Annotated in this window: 15 protein-coding genes; 11 read left to right on the top strand and 4 right to left on the bottom strand. The window is 58.0% G+C overall.

Features of this window, described 5'->3' with window-relative positions:
• Nucleotides 1-99: 99 nt before the first annotated feature.
• Nucleotides 100-1290: a sugar transporter gene (locus N7V53_RS12390; protein ID WP_279793562.1), complete on the bottom strand. Its 1191-nt coding sequence runs from the start codon at nt 1288-1290 to the stop codon at nt 100-102.
• Between the two features lie 170 nt (nt 1291-1460).
• On the opposite strand from N7V53_RS12390, the gene N7V53_RS12385 reads away from it, so the two are divergent.
• The gene (locus N7V53_RS12385; RefSeq protein ID WP_279793561.1) at nt 1461-2252 is read left to right on the top strand and encodes a PhzF family phenazine biosynthesis protein; all 792 of its coding nucleotides are present in this window, start codon (nt 1461-1463) and stop codon (nt 2250-2252) included.
• Nucleotides 2253-2292: 40 nt separating this feature from the next.
• Here the strand turns inward: N7V53_RS12385 and N7V53_RS12380 are convergent, their stop codons facing one another.
• Complete coding sequence (locus N7V53_RS12380) at nt 2293-3237, bottom strand: L-lactate dehydrogenase (protein WP_023479024.1); 945 nt, start codon at nt 3235-3237, stop codon at nt 2293-2295.
• A 149-nt stretch (nt 3238-3386) separates the two neighbouring features.
• Between N7V53_RS12380 and N7V53_RS12375 the strand changes: the two genes are divergently transcribed.
• The gene (locus N7V53_RS12375; RefSeq protein WP_279793560.1) at nt 3387-3845 is read left to right on the top strand and encodes a GNAT family N-acetyltransferase; all 459 of its coding nucleotides are present in this window, start codon (nt 3387-3389) and stop codon (nt 3843-3845) included.
• A gap of 567 nt (nt 3846-4412) precedes the next feature.
• On the opposite strand, the gene N7V53_RS12370 is transcribed toward N7V53_RS12375, so the two are convergent.
• Nucleotides 4413-5264 (bottom strand): LysR family transcriptional regulator, encoded by an 852-nt coding sequence (locus tag N7V53_RS12370; protein ID WP_139964810.1) that lies wholly within the window; start codon nt 5262-5264, stop codon nt 4413-4415.
• Between the two features lie 104 nt (nt 5265-5368).
• Between N7V53_RS12370 and sad the strand changes: the two genes are divergently transcribed.
• The 9 genes from sad (at nt 5369) to N7V53_RS12325 (ending at nt 16030) form a co-directional block, all read left to right on the top strand.
• Complete coding sequence (gene sad / locus N7V53_RS12365; RefSeq protein ID WP_279793559.1) at nt 5369-6757, top strand: succinate-semialdehyde dehydrogenase; 1389 nt, start codon at nt 5369-5371, stop codon at nt 6755-6757.
• 100 nt (nt 6758-6857) lie between these two features.
• Nucleotides 6858-8447 (top strand): methyl-accepting chemotaxis protein, encoded by a 1590-nt coding sequence (locus tag N7V53_RS12360; RefSeq protein WP_279793558.1) that lies wholly within the window; start codon nt 6858-6860, stop codon nt 8445-8447.
• Between the two features lie 60 nt (nt 8448-8507).
• On the top strand, nt 8508-9434 hold the full coding sequence (gene glsB, locus N7V53_RS12355) for a glutaminase B (protein WP_124968387.1): 927 nt from the start codon (nt 8508-8510) through the stop codon (nt 9432-9434).
• Nucleotides 9434-9796: a DUF4186 domain-containing protein gene (locus N7V53_RS12350; protein ID WP_023478835.1), complete on the top strand. Its 363-nt coding sequence runs from the start codon at nt 9434-9436 to the stop codon at nt 9794-9796. The genes glsB and N7V53_RS12350 overlap by 1 nt, the downstream gene beginning before the upstream one ends.
• 108 nt (nt 9797-9904) lie before the next feature.
• The gene (locus N7V53_RS12345) at nt 9905-11341 is read left to right on the top strand and encodes a sensor domain-containing diguanylate cyclase (protein ID WP_279793557.1); all 1437 of its coding nucleotides are present in this window, start codon (nt 9905-9907) and stop codon (nt 11339-11341) included.
• 212 nt (nt 11342-11553) lie between these two features.
• Nucleotides 11554-12528 (top strand): sensor domain-containing diguanylate cyclase, encoded by a 975-nt coding sequence (locus N7V53_RS12340; protein ID WP_279793556.1) that lies wholly within the window; start codon nt 11554-11556, stop codon nt 12526-12528.
• 80 nt (nt 12529-12608) lie between these two features.
• Nucleotides 12609-13133, top strand: coding sequence for a GNAT family N-acetyltransferase (locus N7V53_RS12335; RefSeq protein WP_279793555.1), 525 nt, complete (start codon nt 12609-12611; stop codon nt 13131-13133).
• Nucleotides 13134-13250: 117 nt separating this feature from the next.
• Complete coding sequence (locus N7V53_RS12330) at nt 13251-14702, top strand: tagaturonate reductase (RefSeq protein WP_279793554.1); 1452 nt, start codon at nt 13251-13253, stop codon at nt 14700-14702.
• Between the two features lie 413 nt (nt 14703-15115).
• Nucleotides 15116-16030, top strand: a complete 915-nt coding sequence (locus N7V53_RS12325; RefSeq protein WP_279793553.1) for a bestrophin family ion channel — start codon at nt 15116-15118, stop codon at nt 16028-16030.
• Between the two features lie 152 nt (nt 16031-16182).
• Here the strand turns inward: N7V53_RS12325 and N7V53_RS12320 are convergent, their stop codons facing one another.
• Nucleotides 16183-17604, bottom strand: coding sequence for a PLP-dependent aminotransferase family protein (locus tag N7V53_RS12320; RefSeq protein ID WP_279793552.1), 1422 nt, complete (start codon nt 17602-17604; stop codon nt 16183-16185).
• Between the last annotated feature and the right edge of the window lie 66 nt (nt 17605-17670).

The following is a 17670-nucleotide window of genomic DNA, read 5'->3' as shown; positions in this document are numbered from 1 at the left end:
TATGGTGAACGGAATCATTCCACCAAAGCCACATGCAAACCCCATTGCCGGATGGCGCGTTACACGCTTATCCGGCCTACGCCGTTGCAGCGGCAACAATTAAACCGGCTGCTCCTCGAGCTGCACCGGCCAGCGGCGGAAAATCACCACCGCCCACACCAGCGCAGCAATCGCCGGGACGGCACCGGCATAACCGATGGTGCTCATTGACCAGTGCAGGCTAACCTGATTGCCCACCAGCGCGCCTGCGCCGATACCGATATTGAAAATCCCGGAAAAGAGCGCCATCGCCACGTCGGTCGCATCCGGTGCCAGCGCCAGCACTTTCACCTGCATGCCGAGGCCAATAATCATAATCGCCACGCCCCAAAACAGGCTCAGCACGGCGAGGGATCTTTCGCTCCCGGCAGCGGGAAGCAGCATCACCAGCGAAATCACCAGCAGCCCGATGGCGCTGCACACCAGCCCGGAGGCGTGACGGTTGCCGAGCTTACCGAACAGCACGCTGCCAATAATTCCCGCACCGCCAAGCAACAGCAGCAGGATAGTCGCGAAATTGGCGCTAAAGCCCGCCACATTCTGCACAAACGGCTCAATATAGCTGTACGCGGTGTAATGGGCGGTGACCACCACCGCCGTCAGCACATAGATGCTGACCAGCGCCGGGCGACGAAACAGCAGCGGCAGGCTTTTCAGCGAGCCGGAGTGCTCGCTGTTGAGCGTCGGCAGCAATTTGACCAGGCAAATCAGCGTCACCAGCGCGCCCATACCAATCACAAAGAAGGTGGTGCGCCAGCCAAAGTACTGCCCGACGATGCGGCCAATCGGCAAGCCGAGCACCATCGCCAGCGCGGTGCCGGTGGCAAGCAGGCTTAACGCCTGGGCGCGTTTTCCCGCGGGAGCCAGACGGATCGCCAGTGAAGCGGTGATCGACCAGAAGATGGCATGCGCAAAGGCAATACCGATACGGCTGATAACCAGCACCTCGAAATTCCACGCCAGGAAGGAGAGGACGTGGCTGGCGATAAACAGCACAAACAGCGCAATCAGCAGTTTTCGCCGCTCAATATGGCTGGTTAGCAGCATAAAGGGCAGTGACATCAGTGCCACCACCCACGCGTAGATGGTCAGCATGATCCCGACCTGCGGGGTCTCCATATCGAAGCTCTGGGCGATATCAGAGAGCAACCCCACCGGCACAAATTCGGTGGTGTTGAAAATAAAAGCGGCAACGGCAAGCGTAACCACCCGTAGCCACGCGACTTTACGTGAAACAGTATTCGTCATCATAAGAGTGCTTTGGGTTGGTTGAAGAGAAGAAGAGGCGAAGATCTTAATGCTTTTGCCGACGGAAAGACAAACTTTTTGTGATGTAGATCTCATTTTTCATTCAGCAAAAAAATAGCGGTTGCGCCGCTGAAAGTTTGCCGTCAGAACAAAAGAAAAGATGAGGAAAAACAATGCAAACAATTGACTTCTATCTGGTCGATGCCTTCAGCGACCACACCTTCGGCGGTAACGCCGCCGCGGTCTGTCCGCTCACCGAATGGCTGCCAGACGATCTGTTACTGAAAATGGCGCAGCAGCATAACCAATCGGAAACCGCTTTTTTTGTGCGCAACGATAGCGGTTTCGAGCTGCGCTGGTTCACCACCCAGGATGAGATCAACCTCTGCGGTCACGCGACGCTTGCCGCCGCTCACGTTATCTTCGAATACCTCGATTATCCAGAAACTGAGATCCGCTTCAGCACCCGTTTTGTCGGCGAGTTAACCGTTGCGCGCAACGGCGACTGGCTGACCCTCAATTTCCCGGCATGGGCAACCCAACCTGTTGAAAATCCGCCGCCGCTGCTGCTGGAAACGCTGGGCATTGCCAGGGCGCAGGCGGTGTATGAAGGGCGCGATTACATGGTCGTGCTGGAGAACCAGGCGCAGGTCGAAGCCTTGCAGCCCGATATCGCCGCCATGAAGCCGCTGGGGAAAATGGTCTGCGTCACGGCACCGGGGGAGGAGTATGACTTTGTCAGCCGCTTCTTCTGCCCGGGCGAGTCGGTAGCCGAAGATCCGGTTACCGGTTCGTCGCACAGCATGCTGATCCCCTACTGGGGCGAGAAGCTCGGCAAAACGGTGATGCAGGCGCGCCAGGTCTCCGCGCGCGGCGGCGATCTGCGCTGCGAGTGGCGGGGCGATCGGGTGTTGATTGGCGGCCAGGCAACGCTCTACTTGATCGGCAAAGTCTATTTGCGCTAGCACAATGACCGGGGGCGATAGCGCCCCCGCAGCGCGCTTATTACGGCAAGCGCGCGATATTGGCTTTGATCACCTCAACAGAGTGGTTGAACTTCGCCACTTCGTCCTCGGTTAAGTGCAGTTCGATAATCTGCTCCACGCCGCTGTGGGTCAGCACCGCCGGCACGCCAATTGCCACATTGTGCGCGCCATATTCCCCGTCAAGAATGCAGGAGATCGCCAGCGCGCGGTGGCTACCGGTAAAGATATTGCGGCAGATCTCGGCAATCGTGCCGGCAATACCATATTCGGTGCAGCCTTTGCGGGCAAAGATCTCAAAGCCGTGGCGGCGCACGCGATCCGCCAGCGCATCCGCATCCAGCGGCTGGCCGGTTTTCTGTTGATAGACGTCGGCGATGGGCGAGCCATAAATCGATGAGTGCGACCACACCGGGAACTGCGTATCGCCATGTTCGCCCATAATAAACGCGTCAATGCTCTGCGCGCCGATATCCAGCGCCTGCGCCAGCAGACGGCGAAGACGGGTAGTGTCGAGCCAGACGCCGGTGCCGATCACCTGGTTGCGCGGCAGGCCGGAGAGAGACCACACCTGCCAGGTAATGATGTCGCAAGGGTTAGTCGCCACCAGAAAAATGCCGTTAAAGCCGTTTGCCATCATAGTGGGCACAATGTTTTTAACAATGCGCGCGGTGTTGCCAAGCTCATCCAGCCGCGTCTGGCCAGGCTTCAGCGCGCCACCGGAGACGGTAATTACCGCGATATCAACATCCGCGCACGCCTCGATGGAACGAGTGGAGATAGACATCATCCCCGGCATAAACGCGGCGGCATCCGCCAGATCCTGCGCGTGTCCCTCTACGCGCGGGGCGTTAACATCCACCAGGATCAGCTCTTCACAAATGTTCTGGTTTAAAAGAGCGTAAGCGGCAGATGCACCAACATTACCGGTGCCGATAATCATCACTTTGCGAGCTTTTGTATTCATGGCGATTCCCTTGTCAGAATATTCTCTTGCGTAAAGTACAGCCTGTTATTGCTGGCGTGCAATATTGTCGCGGATCTATAGGTTATTCATATGAGTTAAGCGGCGGAATTTTCGCTAATTTAACAATGCGATAACTATAAGGAGCCGCTATGTACCGTATTGTTGATGCCACCGCGACGCAGCCGGAGGTGATTGCCCTCATCGCCGCCCTCGACCGCTACCAGACCGCGCTTTATCCGGCAGAGAGCAACCATCTGGTTGACCTGGCTTCTTTTCCCGAAGAGACGCTGATCCTGCGTAAAATCGTGCATCAGCAGGATGCCGTTGGCTGCGGCGCGGTGCTGCTTAATGAGGATGGCAGCGCGGAGATGAAGCGGGTGTTTATCGACCCGACGCACCGCGGGCAGAAGCTGGGCGAGCAGTTGATTGCCGCGCTTGAGCAGGCGGCGAGCGAGAAGGGGTGCCACACGCTGCGGCTGGAGACGGGCGTCGAGCAGCACGCGGCGGTGAAACTTTACCAGCGCTGCGGATACCAGATTTGCGAGGCGTTTGCGCCGTATGCTCCCGACCCGTTAAGTGTGTTTATGCAAAAGGCGTTGCGAGCGTAGGCTGGATAAGGCGTAGCCGCCATCCGGCAATCGGCGCGGCACGTTGCCTCGGTGGAAGGGGTTCTGTAGGCCGGATAAGGCATAGCCGCCATCCGGCAACAGGAGTTGCATGTTGGCACTGGTGGAAGGGTTCCGTTCACCAGGCGTGTGGCGGAATATTTTTATCACCGGTGCGGTGAACGGGATAAGGGAAGCGGCCGCGCTCCCCTTGTCAATCCCCGCGGCCCCGCAAGGAAATCGGTGCTGCGCACTGCGCTCACCTCCCGCGTGCCTGACTGCGGCCGGCTCGACTCGACATCCTGTCTCGGTTCGCCTCTGTCCGCCATCCATGGCGTCCAGACCTTGTCATTCACGCTTCGGTTCGCCGATTTCAGCGGGGACACAACCCCCTCGCTGTCATATTGCAGATAAAAACCGCACCGGTATCGCTGAAAGCGCGTTTTGGTAGGCCGGATAAGGCGAAGCCGCCATCCGGCAATCAGCCGCGGTTTCAGTGGCTCTGTTCACGTAGGCCGGATAAGCGTGTAACGCGCCATCCGGCATAACAAACCGCACGCAGCCAAAACGCTACGGCAACAGCGCAATGAACGCCTCAAGGTGTCGGCTCTTCGCGCCGCGTCGCCACACCAGCCAGGTAGTGAGCCAGCGCCATTCTTCCGCCAGCGGCCAGGCATTGACCTGCTGATGGGCGGGCATGCTCTCCAGCATACTGCGTGGGATCAGCGCCAGCCCGGCACCGGCGATCACGCAGGCCAGCATGCCGTGGTAGGACTCCAGCTCGTGAATTTTCCCCGGCGTGGCGCGGTCGGCCTGAAACCAGCTCTCAAAATGGCGGCGGTAGGAGCAGTTGGCGCGAAAGGCATAAATACTGGCACCGTTCACCTGCGAAGCGCGGGTAATCGGCTCATGGCCCGCCGGGGCGACAATCATCATCTCCTCGCGATAGACCGGAATCCCCTCCAGCCCCGGGTGCATAATCGGCCCGTCGACAAATGCTGCGCTCAGCGTTCCCTCAAGCACGCCGTCAATCATGGTGCCGGAAGGGCCGGTGGAGAGATCGAACTGAATACGCGGGTAGCGCTGGTTATAGGCGGCGAGCGTCGCCGGAATACGCACCGCAGCGGTGCTCTCAAGCGCGCCCAGCGAGAACAACCCCTGTGGCTCATCGCCCGCCACCACCATCCGCGCCTCATCAACCAGCGCGAGGATCTGCTGGCTGTAGCGTAAAAAGCTGTGTCCGGCAGGCGACAGGCGCAGGCGCTGATTTTCGCGGATAAAGAGATCGACACCGAGATCCGCTTCCAGCTGGCGAATGCGCGTCGTCAGGTTTGAGGGTACCCGGTGCACCTTCTGCGCGGCCTGGGTAATGCTGCCGGTCTGCGCCACGGCGTTAAACATCTCAAGCTGGGTTAAATCCATGTTGTTCTCGTAACGTGAATGGTGAAGTTAATATTATTCAGTTTTCAGAAATAACAAACTGCGTCACCCTAATGCAAGTTCTGAAATCATTGAGGGGAAAAATAATGTCTCTGACCGCAACCACCCATGCACTCTCCATTAACCCGGCAACGGGCGAAACCCTACGCGCCACGCCGTGGGCCAGCCGCGAAGAGGTTGATCGCGCGCTGGCGCTGGCCGATAGCGGCTACCGCCTGTGGCGCAACGCCAGCGTTAATGACCGTGCGCAGAAGCTGCGCGATCTGGCCGTCGTGCTGCGTAACCGCGCAGAAGAGATGGCGCAGATGATGAGTGAAGAGATGGGCAAACCGATCTTACAGGCGCGGGCAGAAGTGGCGAAATCCGCCGCGCTGTGCGACTGGTACGCCGAACATGGCCCGGTGATGCTCGGCAGCGAAGCCACGCAAGTTGAAGCGCAGCGCGCGCGCATTGAATATCGCCCGCTGGGGCCGATTCTGGCGGTGATGCCGTGGAACTTCCCGCTGTGGCAGGTGCTGCGCGGCGCGGTGCCGATCCTGCTGGCGGGCAACAGCTATCTGTTAAAACATGCGCCGAATGTGCTGGGTTCTGCGGCGCTGATCGGCGAGTTGTTCAGCGAAGCCGGGTTTGCGCCGGGCGTTTTTGGCTGGGTCAACGCGACGAACGAAGGCGTCAGCCAGGCGATTAACGATCCGCGCATTGCCGCGGTGACCGTCACCGGCAGCGTGCGTGCTGGGGCGGCAATCGGTGCGCAGGCTGGTGCGGCGCTGAAAAAGTGCGTGCTCGAACTGGGCGGCTCCGATCCCTTTATCGTGCTCAACGATGCCGATCTCGATCTGGCGGTGAAAGCCGCCGTTGCCGGGCGTTACCAGAACACCGGGCAGGTGTGCGCCGCGGCGAAACGCTTCATTGTTGAAGAGGGGATCGCCGAAGCGTTCACCGAGAAATTTGTCGCCGCCGCGGCTGCGCTACAGCAGGGCGCGCCGGAAAAAGAGGAGAACTACCTTGGGCCGATGGCGCGCTTCGATCTGCGCGACGAACTGCACGCCCAGGTTGAGGCGAGCATCAAAGAGGGTGCCACCCTGCGACTCGGCGGTGAGAAGACGCCGGGCAGCGGCAACTACTATCCGGCCACCGTACTGACCAACGTTACGCCGCAGATGACAGCCTTTCGTCAGGAGTTGTTTGGCCCGGTTGCCGCGATCAGCACCGCCCGCGATGCAGAGCATGCGCTGGCGCTGGCCAACGACAGCGACTTTGGTCTCTCGGCAACGGTCTTCACCGCCGACAGCGCGCAGGCCGAGTGGTTTGCCGATAATCTCGAGTGCGGCGGCGTGTTTATCAATGGCTTTAGCGCCAGCGATCCGCGCGTGGCCTTCGGCGGCGTGAAGAAGAGCGGTTTCGGGCGCGAACTCTCCCACTTTGGTTTGCATGAGTTCTGCAACGTTCAGACCGTGTGGAAAGATCGCCTGTAAGCTAAACGCGCCCCTGTGGGGCGCGTCAGCTCTGGCTGTCATGGATGTGTCATGATCCTTTTGTAGACTCACCGCAACTTAGTGGTTACAGAAGAATATCATGAACTTAACACAAATTTTTCGCCGAGTTTTTCGGCGTATCGTACCGCAGCAGTTTGGTTTGTTGGCCGGGATTTTCTGCATCATCGCGCTCTTTTCCGCCCTGCAAATCGCCTCCTCCTTTTTCCTTACCGCTTCGCTTCGCAGCGCGCAGCACGATGAGAGCCTGAATCAACAGGCGCATCTGCAACAGGTGCGGGCGGATGAAGCGCGCATTGCGCTCCTTACCGCAAGCGATCTGCTCAACCGCGCCGGTGTCTACTTTATGCAGGATAAAGCGACCGGTTCGGACGGCAGCTGGCACAGCCTGATGGATGAAACCCAGCAGGCGCTGGCGGCTTCCAATAAAGCCTGGCTTGCTTTTCAGGCGCTCAATCCGCCAAAAGATGAAGGCTTGGTCAACAGTTACCAGCTCTTTTATGGCGCGCTGAAAGAGCAGGCCGACGGGCTGGTAAAAACCCAGTCGATCGATGCCTTTTTTGCCGTCCCAGCGCAGGCATTCCAGGCCGATTTCAATGATAACTATGCCCGTTTCCAGCAGGCTGGCGCGCAGCACGCCGAGCAGGGAAGGCAGTCGCTGCTTGCCAGCCTTAGCCGTTTGCAGCAGGTGTTTATGCTGATCCCGGCTCTGCTGGTGGTCATTGCGCTGCTGGTGTGGTTCGGCATGTCGCGCTGGGTCATCACGCCGCTGCGCACACTGATTGCCCATATCAATATTCTTGCCGCTGGCGATCTCGGCACGCCGTTGCCGCCAGTGCAGCGCTTCAACCGCGAAATCAACCAGCTTAGCCACAGCGTCGGCACCATGCAGCAGGGGCTGCAACAGCTGGTGATGCAGGTGAGCGACGCCACCGCGTCGATGATTGGCACCATCGGCAGCCTGGCGGAAGGCAACCAGTCGCTAAACCAGCAGTCGGCGAAGCAGGCGCAGGAGCTGAACGATGTCACTGAACATATCGCCACGCTGGAGTCGCACGTCGAGGGCAATACCGGTTTTGCCGAAGAGGCGCGCCAGCAGGCGGATGAAGCGCGTAAAGTGGCGGCGGGCGGCGACAGGATGATGGAGACGGTGACGCAGTCGATGCGCGAGATTGTTGACCGCTCCGCCGAGATGCGCAATATCGTCTCGCTGATTGACGGCGTGGCGTTTCAGACCAACATTCTGGCGCTGAATGCCGCCATCGAAGCGGCGCATGCGGGCAACCACGGGCGCGGCTTTGCGGTGGTGGCGAAAGAGGTGGGCCTGCTGGCGCGTAAGAGCAGCCACTCGACGCAAACCATTCAGCAACTGATTAACCACTCATTGCAGGGGATCAATGATGGCACCCAGGCGGTGAACCGTCTTGAAGATAACCTGCAACAGGTGACCGGCCTGGTCGGGCATCTGAGCGGAGTATTGAGTGAAATCTCAGCTGCAACGCTAAGTCAGGGAGAGAGCATTCATAAGATGACCCGACGTCTCCACTCACTCAACAGCGTGGCACGGCGCACCGGCGAACTGGTGACCACGGCAGCCGCGGCCTCCGAGCAGCTTTATCACGATTCGCAGGTATTGATGCAAGCGGTTGCGCGTTTTCGTCTCAGCGCCTGACGCGACAAAACAGCTCTGGTATACTCGCAGCCCGATTTGGCCTGTGGGCGAGGAGTGAAAGTGGCATCGGTGATGGATAATGGCGTGCTGGAGGCGATAGTCGCTCAGGTACGCCCGCTGCTGGGACGCGGGAAGGTCGCGGATTATATCCCGGCGCTGGCGGCAGTCAGCGGCAATAAACTGGGTATCGCGATTAGCACCGTCAATGGGGAGCACTATCAGGCAGGTGATGCCGATGAGCGCTTCTCGATTCAGTCGATCTCAAAAGTGCTTAGCCTGGTAGTGGCGATGAACCACTACGGCGAGGAGGAGATCTGGCAGCGCGTCGGTAAAGATCCCTCCGGCCAGCCCTTCAACTCGCTGCTGCAGCTTGAGATTGAGCAGGGCAAGCCGCGCAATCCTTTTATTAACGCCGGGGCGCTGGTGGTGTGCGATATGCTGCAAAGCCGCCTTAGCGCGCCGCGCCAGCGCATGCTGGAAATTGTGCGCAAGCTCGCAGGTGTCGACGATATCGTCTATGACACGGCGGTGGCGCGATCGGAGTTCGATAACGCTGCGCGCAACACGGCTATCGCCTGGCTAATGAAATCTTTCGGCAACTTCCACAATGATGTCACTACGGTTCTGCAAAACTACTTCCACTACTGCGCGCTGAAGATGAGCTGTGCTGAGCTGGCGCGCACCTTTCTCTTTTTAGCTCAGAGCGGGCAGGCGGTGAATCTCGCCCAGCCGGTAGTGACGCCGATGCAGGCGCGGCAGATCAATGCCCTGATGGCGACCAGCGGCATGTACCAGAACGCCGGGGAGTTTGCCTTCCGCGTCGGCTTGCCGGCGAAGTCGGGCGTTGGCGGCGGGATCGTGGCGATTGTGCCTCATGAGATGGCGATCGCCGTCTGGAGCCCGGAGCTGGATGACGCGGGCAACTCACTGGCGGGCGTCGCGCTGCTGGAAGCGCTCAGCCAGCGTCTTGGCAGATCGGTCTACTGATGGCGGATTTCGATGCGCTGTTTGCCCGCCTTGGGCGCTCTACCTTTCGCTCCCGTTTTCGCTTAGGCGCTAAGGAGCGGCACTACTGCGAAGAGAAGGGGGCAGAAGTCATTGCTGCCCACGCCGCCGATTTTGTCGCTCAGCGCCTTGCGCCTGCGCTGCCTAATAATGACGGCAAACAGACGCCGATGCGCGGTCACCCGGTATTTATCGCCCAGCATGCCACCGCCACCTGCTGTCGTGGCTGCCTTGCAAAGTGGCACGCCATTGCGGCGGGCCAGCCGCTGTCGCCCGCGCAGCAGCAGTATGTTGTTGATGTGATTTATCACTGGCTGGTTGTCCAGATGAACTCGCCGCGCTGAGGGCGGTTGCGCAACATTCTATAGCGGAAAACAAGCATGCTAAGCTTTAGGCTATTTCCGACGCTACTTCGGGCAGCTACTGCCGCCCGCGACAGGAATTGAGATTTGATGCGAGCTTTGTTGTTCTCCTGGCGTCCGTTCAGGGAAGAGACCCCGCTGATGAATGCGGGGATGATTTTTGCGCTGACCACGCTGTTCTATTTTATCGGCGCGATGATGCGCCTGGTCGAGGAGCTGTCGCTCTTCTGGCCGCTGAATGCGGTGATGGCCGGGGTCTTCGCCCGCTACGCGTTTTTGCACCGCTGGCACTACTACTTAATCAGCTATGTCGCGATGCTGGCCTATGATGCGATTACCACCAGTTGGGGCACGGCGTCGCTGATCATCAACTTCTCCAATATGGTGTTTATCATCACCATGGCGCAGCTTATCGGTCGTGAGCGCCGCCAGATGGTGAAGACGCCACAGCCGATTAATGCGCTGAAACTCTTTAGTTACTGTCTGGTGGCAGCGCTGCTCTGCGCTTTCTTTGGCGCGCTCGGATCGGTTGGGATTAACGATCAGGGTTTCTGGCCGCTGCTGGCGGACTGGTTTGGCGAGCAGTTCTCAACGGGCGTGCTGATCCTGCCGTGTCTGCTGACCATGACGCGCCCGCGCGTGCTTAAGGGCTTTTCACTGCCGCAGGTGATGCCGATCCTCGCGCTGGCGGTGTCGGTTGCCGCCTCGGTGGTGATTGGCGGTGCCGGAAGCCTGGCGTTTCCGCTACCGGCGCTGATCTGGTGCGCGGTGCGCTGTTCACTGCCGTTAACCTGCCTGGTGACGCTTATCACCGGCGGGCTGGAGATTATGCTGGTCTCCAGCGGGCAGATCGATATTCACGTTCACTCGCCGTTTGATATTCCGCAGATGCTCTCGGCGCGGCTCGGCGTAGCGACGATGGCGATCTGCCCGGTGATCGTGTCGGTCAGCGTTGAAGCCATTAATCGCCTGATGCGCCAGGTGTCGCTGCGCGCTGATTTTGATTTTCTCACCCGCGTTTACTCCCGCTCAGGGCTGTATGAAGCCCTGCGCAAAGAGGAGAAGCGTTTTGCCGGCAAACACCTCTCCGTGATGCTGATGGATATCGACTACTTCAAAAGCGTCAATGACAGCTATGGTCACGAGTGTGGCGACCGGGTGCTGACTTCGTTCGCGCAAAAAGTGCAGCAGGAGCTTGGCGAGCGCGGGCTGGTGGCGCGTATGGGCGGCGAGGAGTTTGTGGTGGTCGCCGTCACAAAAGATGCAACAGCAGGGAAGAGACTTGCGGAGGCGCTGCGCTGTGCAGTGGAAAACCATCCCTTTAAATGGCGGCAGCAGACGTTACATCTGACGATGAGCGTCGGCATCGGGCACGGCACGCCCGACCCGCGCCAGTTAACAGAGGGTTTCAACGATCTGCTGGCCGAGGCCGATGAGCATCTCTACCGCTCGAAGAGGCACGGCAGAAACTGCACCACGGATAGCCACAGCGGCGAGCCGGAAGTCACTATCTCGCCCGCAACGTGAAATAAGCAACACAATAAATATTAATAACTTATAAATATCTTGCGGCTGATTTTTGAGACCAATATGATTAACGTCGCGCGGTCGCAAGCTGCGGATTCGCTCACCCTGACAAACGTGCCGAATAGGCTACGCTTAATGCTGTAAACCGTTGTCTACTCGCCCGTTTGCCCGAGCGCGGCGGTCCAGACTGAGAATGATGAGATCGGCACTCTATGAAAACACCTGCGATTCCCGCAAATGAGGCACAGCGCCTGGCGTCATTGCATGACTCCGGCCTGCTGGAGGGTGGCGTCAACGCCCGTTTAGACCGCTTAACGCGCCTGGCGCAACGGATGTTCAATGTCCCGGCGGCGTTGATTACGCTGGTTGATGAAGATACGCTCCATTTTAAATCCACCGGCGGTGATCCGGCAGAAGCCCAGACACTGCCGCGCAACATCTCCTTTTGCGGTCACGTCATTCTGTCTGAAACGGCGATGATCATCGAAGATACCCATCTTGATGAGCGATTTACTGATAATCCGCTGGTCACCGGCGAGCCGTATATTCGTTTTTATGCTGGTTACCCGCTGCGCCTGCCGGACGGTGCGCTGGTGGGATCGCTATGCGTGATTGATAAAGCGGCGCGCGGCTTTTCTGGCTCGGAAGTCGACACCCTGAAAGATTTCGCCATGATCGTCGAAGATGAGTTCGCGGTGATGAGCGCGGCGACCACCGATGAGTTAACCGGCCTCTTTAACCGCCGTGGCTTCGATAACCTGGCGAAGTTCGCGATTGTTGGCGCACGCCGCCGCGCGCAGCCATTGACGCTGGCGTGGATCGACCTTGATAACTTCAAAGAGATTAATGATACCTACGGCCACGGCGAAGGGGATGAAGCCCTGAAGGCGATGGCGGAGGTGATGACCGCCAGCCTGCGTGAAGCGGATCTGCGGGTTCGCTACGGCGGCGACGAGTTCGCGATTGTCTTCTCTGATACCAATGAAGAGGGCGCATGGATTGCGATGCAGCATTTGGTCGAACAGGTTGAGGCCTGGAACCAGCAGTCGGGCAAACCGTGGAAGCTCGGTTTCTCCTGGGGCGTCAGCGAGTTTAATCACGATGGCAGTGACGATCTGCGCAGCTGGATGAAAGAGGCGGATGAGAAGATGTATGCCATGAAATCCCGCAACAATCGCGGACGCTAAACCATAATAAAATTGTATGAGCGCGGTGCTTGAGTTAGCCCGCCCCGCGTTGAATAGTGGTCATTTTACAAGGAAGCTAAATGACCGCTTATCATATCAATCGCCTCTCTGGTGAGGCGATCCTCTCCGATATCGACAGCCTGTGCGACGTGCTGGAAAACTGCGTTGCCGGCGGCGCCTCCGTCAGCTTTATGCATCCGCTCTCGCGGGAAAAATCCCATCAATTTTGGTCCGGCGTTGCCGCAAGCGTAACGCGCGGTGAACGCATTGTGCTGGCGGCGCAGGATGAGGCGGGTGAGATTGTCGGCACCGTTCAGGTGGTGCTCGATCAGCCGGAAAACCAGCCGCACCGCGCCGATGTCTCGAAATTACTGGTGCATGATAAAGCGCGACGTCAGGGGCTGGCGCGTCGCCTGATGACAACCCTTGAGCGTGAGGCGCAGGCGCACGGGAAAAGCGTGCTGGTGCTGGATACAGCGACCGGCAGCGGAGCGGAGAACTTCTACACCGCCTGCGGCTGGCAGCGGGTGGGTGAGATCCCGCGTTACGCGCTGATGCCGGATGGAAATGTGACGGCGACGACACTTTTTTACAAGTTCATATAACTGGCGCCAATAAGCCGCGCCAGTTTGATCAAAACAGGGTTTCATGGTCGTAAAGTCTGATAAGTTATTACACCAATCTCCCAAGGTTGTATGACTAATCTAAAAAAGGAACCCACTGTGAACACATTAAACCGTCGCAATTTTCCCGGGGCTGACTATCCAGAACGTATTATTCAGTTTGGCGAAGGGAATTTTTTGCGCGCTTTTATCGACTGGCAAATCGATCTGTTGAATGAGCACACCGACCTTAACGCCGGTGTGGTGGTGGTTCGCCCAATCGAGAGTGATTTCCCGCCTTCTCTGAGCACGCAGGATGGTCTCTACACCACCATTATTCGCGGCCTCAACGAGCAGGGCGAAGCGGTGAGCGACGCGCGTCTTATCCGCTCCGTTAACCGCGAAATCAGTGTTTACACGCAGTATGACGAGTTTCTTAAGCTGGCCCACAATGCGGATATCCGCTTCGTTTTCTCCAATACCACTGAAGCGGGTATCAGCTACCACGCCGGGGATAAATTCGATGATGCCCCGGCGGTAAGCTACCCGGCAAAACTGACCCGCCTGCTGTTTGAACGCTTCCGCCATTTTGCCGGTGCGCAGGATAAAGGCTGGATCATTATCCCTTGTGAATTGATCGATTATAACGGCGACGCGCTGCGTGAACTGGTGCTGCGTTATGCCAACGAGTGGGCGCTGGGCGCGGAATTTATTCAGTGGCTTGAGACGGCGAACAGCTTCTGCTCGACGCTGGTTGACCGCATTGTTACCGGTTATCCGCGTGATGAAGTGGCGAAACTGGAAGCGGAGCTGGGTTATCAGGATGCCTTCCTCGATACCGCCGAGCATTTCTATCTGTTTGTAATTCAGGGGCCTAAATCGCTGGCCGCTGAGCTGCGTCTGGATAAATACCCGCTGAACGTGCTGATTGTAGACGACATCAAGCCATACAAAGAGCGTAAGGTGGCGATCCTCAACGGGGCACATACGGCACTGGTGCCAGTCGCATTCCAGGCGGGTATCGATACGGTTGGCGAAGCGATGAGTGATACCGAGATCTGTGCGTTTGTCGAGAAAGCGATTTACGAAGAGATCATTCCGGGGCTGGATCTGCCGCGCGACGAGCTTGAGTCTTTCGCCAGCGCGGTGACCGGGCGTTTCCGTAACCCCTATATCAAACACCAACTGCTCTCCATCGCCCTGAACGGCATGACCAAATACCGCACCCGCATTCTGCCGCAGCTGCTGGCAGGGCAGCAGGCCAGCGGTGAATTACCTGCGCGCCTGACGTTTGCGCTGGCGGCGCTGATTGCGTTTTATCGCGGTGAGCGTGACGGGAAAAGTTACCCGGTGCAGGATGATGCGCACTGGATTGAGCGTTACCAACAGCTGTGGAGCCAGCATGGTGACCGTCAAATCAGCACCAGTGAGCTGGTGAGGGCGGTGCTGTCGGTGAGCGATCATTGGGAGCAGGATCTGAGCAAGGTGCCGGGCCTGGTGGAGCAGGTGACGCTCGATCTGGACGCCATTCTGCTGCGCGGCATGCGCGAAGCGGTAAAACCGCTCTGCTGACAGGTGCCTGTAAAATGCCGGATGGCGCTGGCGCTTATCCGGCCTACATTTCCCACACCCACAATCCACTCGATCCCCGTAGGCCGGGTAAGGCAAAGCCGCCATCCGGCACTCCCGCACTCCATTCGATCCCGTAGTCCGGATAAGGCGCAGCCGCCATCCGGCACTCCCGCGCTCCATTCGATCCCGTAGGCCGGATAAGGCATAGCCGCCATCCGGCAAAGCAGCAATAGCTGAAAGCAAGCATTATAGTTACAACATACTGTAATTAAGTTGTATAACAGGTTTCAGCAACCTCTGCGCCAATACCTTGTCTGGCAGGGCGAAATTGCGTCACAATCCATTAGCAAACTTGCAACTGTGACATCGATCACGTTTAATAGCCGCTGCGCTCCTTTTCCCCCTGAATAATTATGATTGTCCGTCCTGAAAAACACTGGCTTGCTCGTCTCTTCGTCTGGCACGGTTCCGTACTGCCGAAAATCGCTTCACGCCTGACCATGAACTTCCTGCTCTCGGTCGCCGTCATCTGGATGCTGCCGTGGTACACATCGCTGGGCATCAAGCTAACGGTGGCACCGTTCAGCATTCTCGGGGTAGCCATTGCTATCTTCCTCGGTTTTCGCAACAACGCCTGTTTCGCCCGCTACTCAGAAGCGCGTCTGTTGTGGGGGCAGTTGATGATCGCCTCGCGCTCGCTGCTGCGGGAAGTGAAAACTACGCTGCCTGACGAGAGCGACGTGCGCCATTTTATGCAGCTACAGTTCGCCTTTGCCCACGCGCTGCGCATGACGCTGCGACGCAAACCGCAGGGCGACGTGCTGTCAAAATATCTCTCGGCCGATGAGTTACGCCAGGTCTTAAATGCTCACTCGCCAGCAAACCGTATTCTGCTGATGATGGGCCAGTGGCTGGGCGAGCGCAGGGCGCAAGGGGCGCTGTCGGATATTATGTTCCACAGCATTACTCAGCGCTTACACGATATGTCCGCGGTGCAGGCCGGCTGCGAGCGTATCTTTAATACGCCGCTGCCTTTTGCTTATTCACTGATTTTGCACCGCACCGTCTATCTCTTCTGCATCATGCTGCCGTTTGCGCTGGTGGTGGATCTGCACTTTATGACGCCCTTTATCTCAGTGCTTATCTCCTACACCTTTATCTCGCTCGATACGCTGGCGGAAGAGCTGGAAGATCCGTTTGGCGAAGAGGATAACGACCTGCCGCTGGATGCCTACTGCAACGCGATTGAAATCGATCTGCTGCAAATGGTGGACGCCGACGATCTGCCGGTGAAACTGACACCGGACAAAAATTACCAGTTGACCTAAACTTACAGGGGCGTAAGCCGTAAGATTTTTTCACTCTCTTGGCTCATGTCATCTAACAAGAGGGACATGCGATGGAAAAGTCCGATAAAACCTTCTCGTTCGCGCTGACGTTTATCGTTGGCCTGTCACTGCTCGCCACGGCATGGGATATCTCACTCTTTAGCAGCCTGCCGTGAGCCATCTGCCAGCAGCGCCTGTGTCTTTTGCACCGGGCGCTGCAACAGTGCAATCGCTTCTTCAGCCGACGCGACATTGGTGTAACCGATAATCAAACCGTAGCGTGGCGCATCACCTCTGTACCATTCTGAAAGCGGGCTCACCTGCAACTGGTGTTGTTGCCAGAGCTGTGCCAGCGCCACATCCTGCGTGCTTTCCCGCAAAAAGGCGATGATATGCATGCCGCCATCGCGTACCTCCACATCAAATATCTGCGGATAGATCTGCGCCAGCGCCGCCAGCACGAACCCGCGCCGCGCAGAGTAGAGGTTACGCATCTTCTTCAGATGTTTATAAAAGTGACCTTCGCTGAGAAAGGCGGCGAGAATTTTTTGCGTTAACAGCGGTTGGCCACTTTCGGTGAGTTCGGCCGTTTGCCTGAACTGCGCAAGCAGCGCGCGCGGCAGCACCAGATAACTGGTGCGTAAGGAGGGCAACATGGTTTTGCTGAAGGTGCCCATATAGATAACCCGGTCATCACTATCAAGGCTCTTCAGCGCAGGTACCACTTTGCGCGTGTAGTGAAACTCGCCGTCGTAATCATCCTCAACAATCCAGCTATTGCGCTGCGCTGCCCACGCCAGCAGCTGCTGTCTGCGGGGCAGGGAGAGGGTAACTGCCAGCGGGCTTTGGTGTGACGGTGTCACAAATAGCAGATGGGCGTCGTTGTGATGGCGCAGCAGATAATTGATATCCAGGCCGTCGTTATCGACCGGTACGCTATGCAGGTTCTGGACTGAATGTTGCAATATGCGCTGGCCTAAAAAGTAGCCCGGCTCTTCAAACACCACTTTCTGCTGAGGGCCTACAAGCAGGGTGAGGATCAGCCGCAAATTGTGCTGATACCCGCCGGTAATCACCACCTGTTCCGGGCTGCAGGCGAGCCCGCGCGAAACATTCAGATAGTGAGCGATAGCATCACGCAGAGGAGCGTAGCCCATCAATGGCGGCGTAAGCATTTCGCTCGGGTGCAGTGCGCGCAGGGCTTTAGCGCTGAGCAGCAGCCATTTTTTGCTCGGGAAGGCATCAAGTGCCGGAATGCCGAGGCGCAAGAAACCGCTCTGTTTACGCTCGGCGTCGCCAAACGCTGACGTCGCCGTTACGGGAGTTTTATCGCACGCCTTACGCTTCACCGGCGACAGCACCAGTTCAGGATTGACGCGTGTGCCGCGCGCGCCATCGCTGACCAGAAACCCTTCGCCGACCAGAATCGACCACGCGGTCTCCACGGTTTTTCGCGCTACGCCCAGTTCGCTGGCCAGCACGCGCACCGAAGGGACTTTCTCCCCGGGCTTAAGCAAACCCTGTGTGATGCTCTCGCGATATTGCGAATAAATAGCCCTGTATCCCGGCTTCATGTCCTACCTTTTTCTTGCTGTTTTGCATCTTTTTCCTGCGACATTGACGCGTAATATAGCCCCCGT

Origin of the sequence: Kosakonia sp. HypNH10 (assembly GCF_029850615.1) — a bacterium.
In the GTDB taxonomy this organism is placed as follows: Bacteria; Pseudomonadota; Gammaproteobacteria; order Enterobacterales; family Enterobacteriaceae; genus Kosakonia; species Kosakonia cowanii.
The sequence above is the reverse complement of the archived record's forward strand: the minus strand, read 5'-3'. Positions and strand labels throughout refer to the sequence as shown.

Bases quoted from the DNA above. Each gene is read 5' to 3' on its own strand.
- N7V53_RS12390 (WP_279793562.1), bottom strand. From the start codon at position 1,290: ATGATGACGAATACTGTTTCACGTAAAGTCGCGTGGCTACGGGTGGTT.
- N7V53_RS12385 (WP_279793561.1), top strand. From the start codon at position 1,461: ATGCAAACAATTGACTTCTATCTGGTCGATGCCTTCAGCGACCACACC.
- N7V53_RS12380 (WP_023479024.1), bottom strand. From the start codon at position 3,237: ATGAATACAAAAGCTCGCAAAGTGATGATTATCGGCACCGGTAATGTT.
- N7V53_RS12375 (WP_279793560.1), top strand. From the start codon at position 3,387: ATGTACCGTATTGTTGATGCCACCGCGACGCAGCCGGAGGTGATTGCC.
- N7V53_RS12370 (WP_139964810.1), bottom strand. From the start codon at position 5,264: ATGGATTTAACCCAGCTTGAGATGTTTAACGCCGTGGCGCAGACCGGC.
- sad (WP_279793559.1), top strand. From the start codon at position 5,369: ATGTCTCTGACCGCAACCACCCATGCACTCTCCATTAACCCGGCAACG.
- N7V53_RS12360 (WP_279793558.1), top strand. From the start codon at position 6,858: ATGAACTTAACACAAATTTTTCGCCGAGTTTTTCGGCGTATCGTACCG.
- N7V53_RS12350 (WP_023478835.1), top strand. From the start codon at position 9,434: ATGGCGGATTTCGATGCGCTGTTTGCCCGCCTTGGGCGCTCTACCTTT.
- N7V53_RS12345 (WP_279793557.1), top strand. From the start codon at position 9,905: ATGCGAGCTTTGTTGTTCTCCTGGCGTCCGTTCAGGGAAGAGACCCCG.
- N7V53_RS12340 (WP_279793556.1), top strand. From the start codon at position 11,554: ATGAAAACACCTGCGATTCCCGCAAATGAGGCACAGCGCCTGGCGTCA.
- N7V53_RS12335 (WP_279793555.1), top strand. From the start codon at position 12,609: ATGACCGCTTATCATATCAATCGCCTCTCTGGTGAGGCGATCCTCTCC.
- N7V53_RS12325 (WP_279793553.1), top strand. From the start codon at position 15,116: ATGATTGTCCGTCCTGAAAAACACTGGCTTGCTCGTCTCTTCGTCTGG.
- N7V53_RS12320 (WP_279793552.1), bottom strand. From the start codon at position 17,604: ATGAAGCCGGGATACAGGGCTATTTATTCGCAATATCGCGAGAGCATC.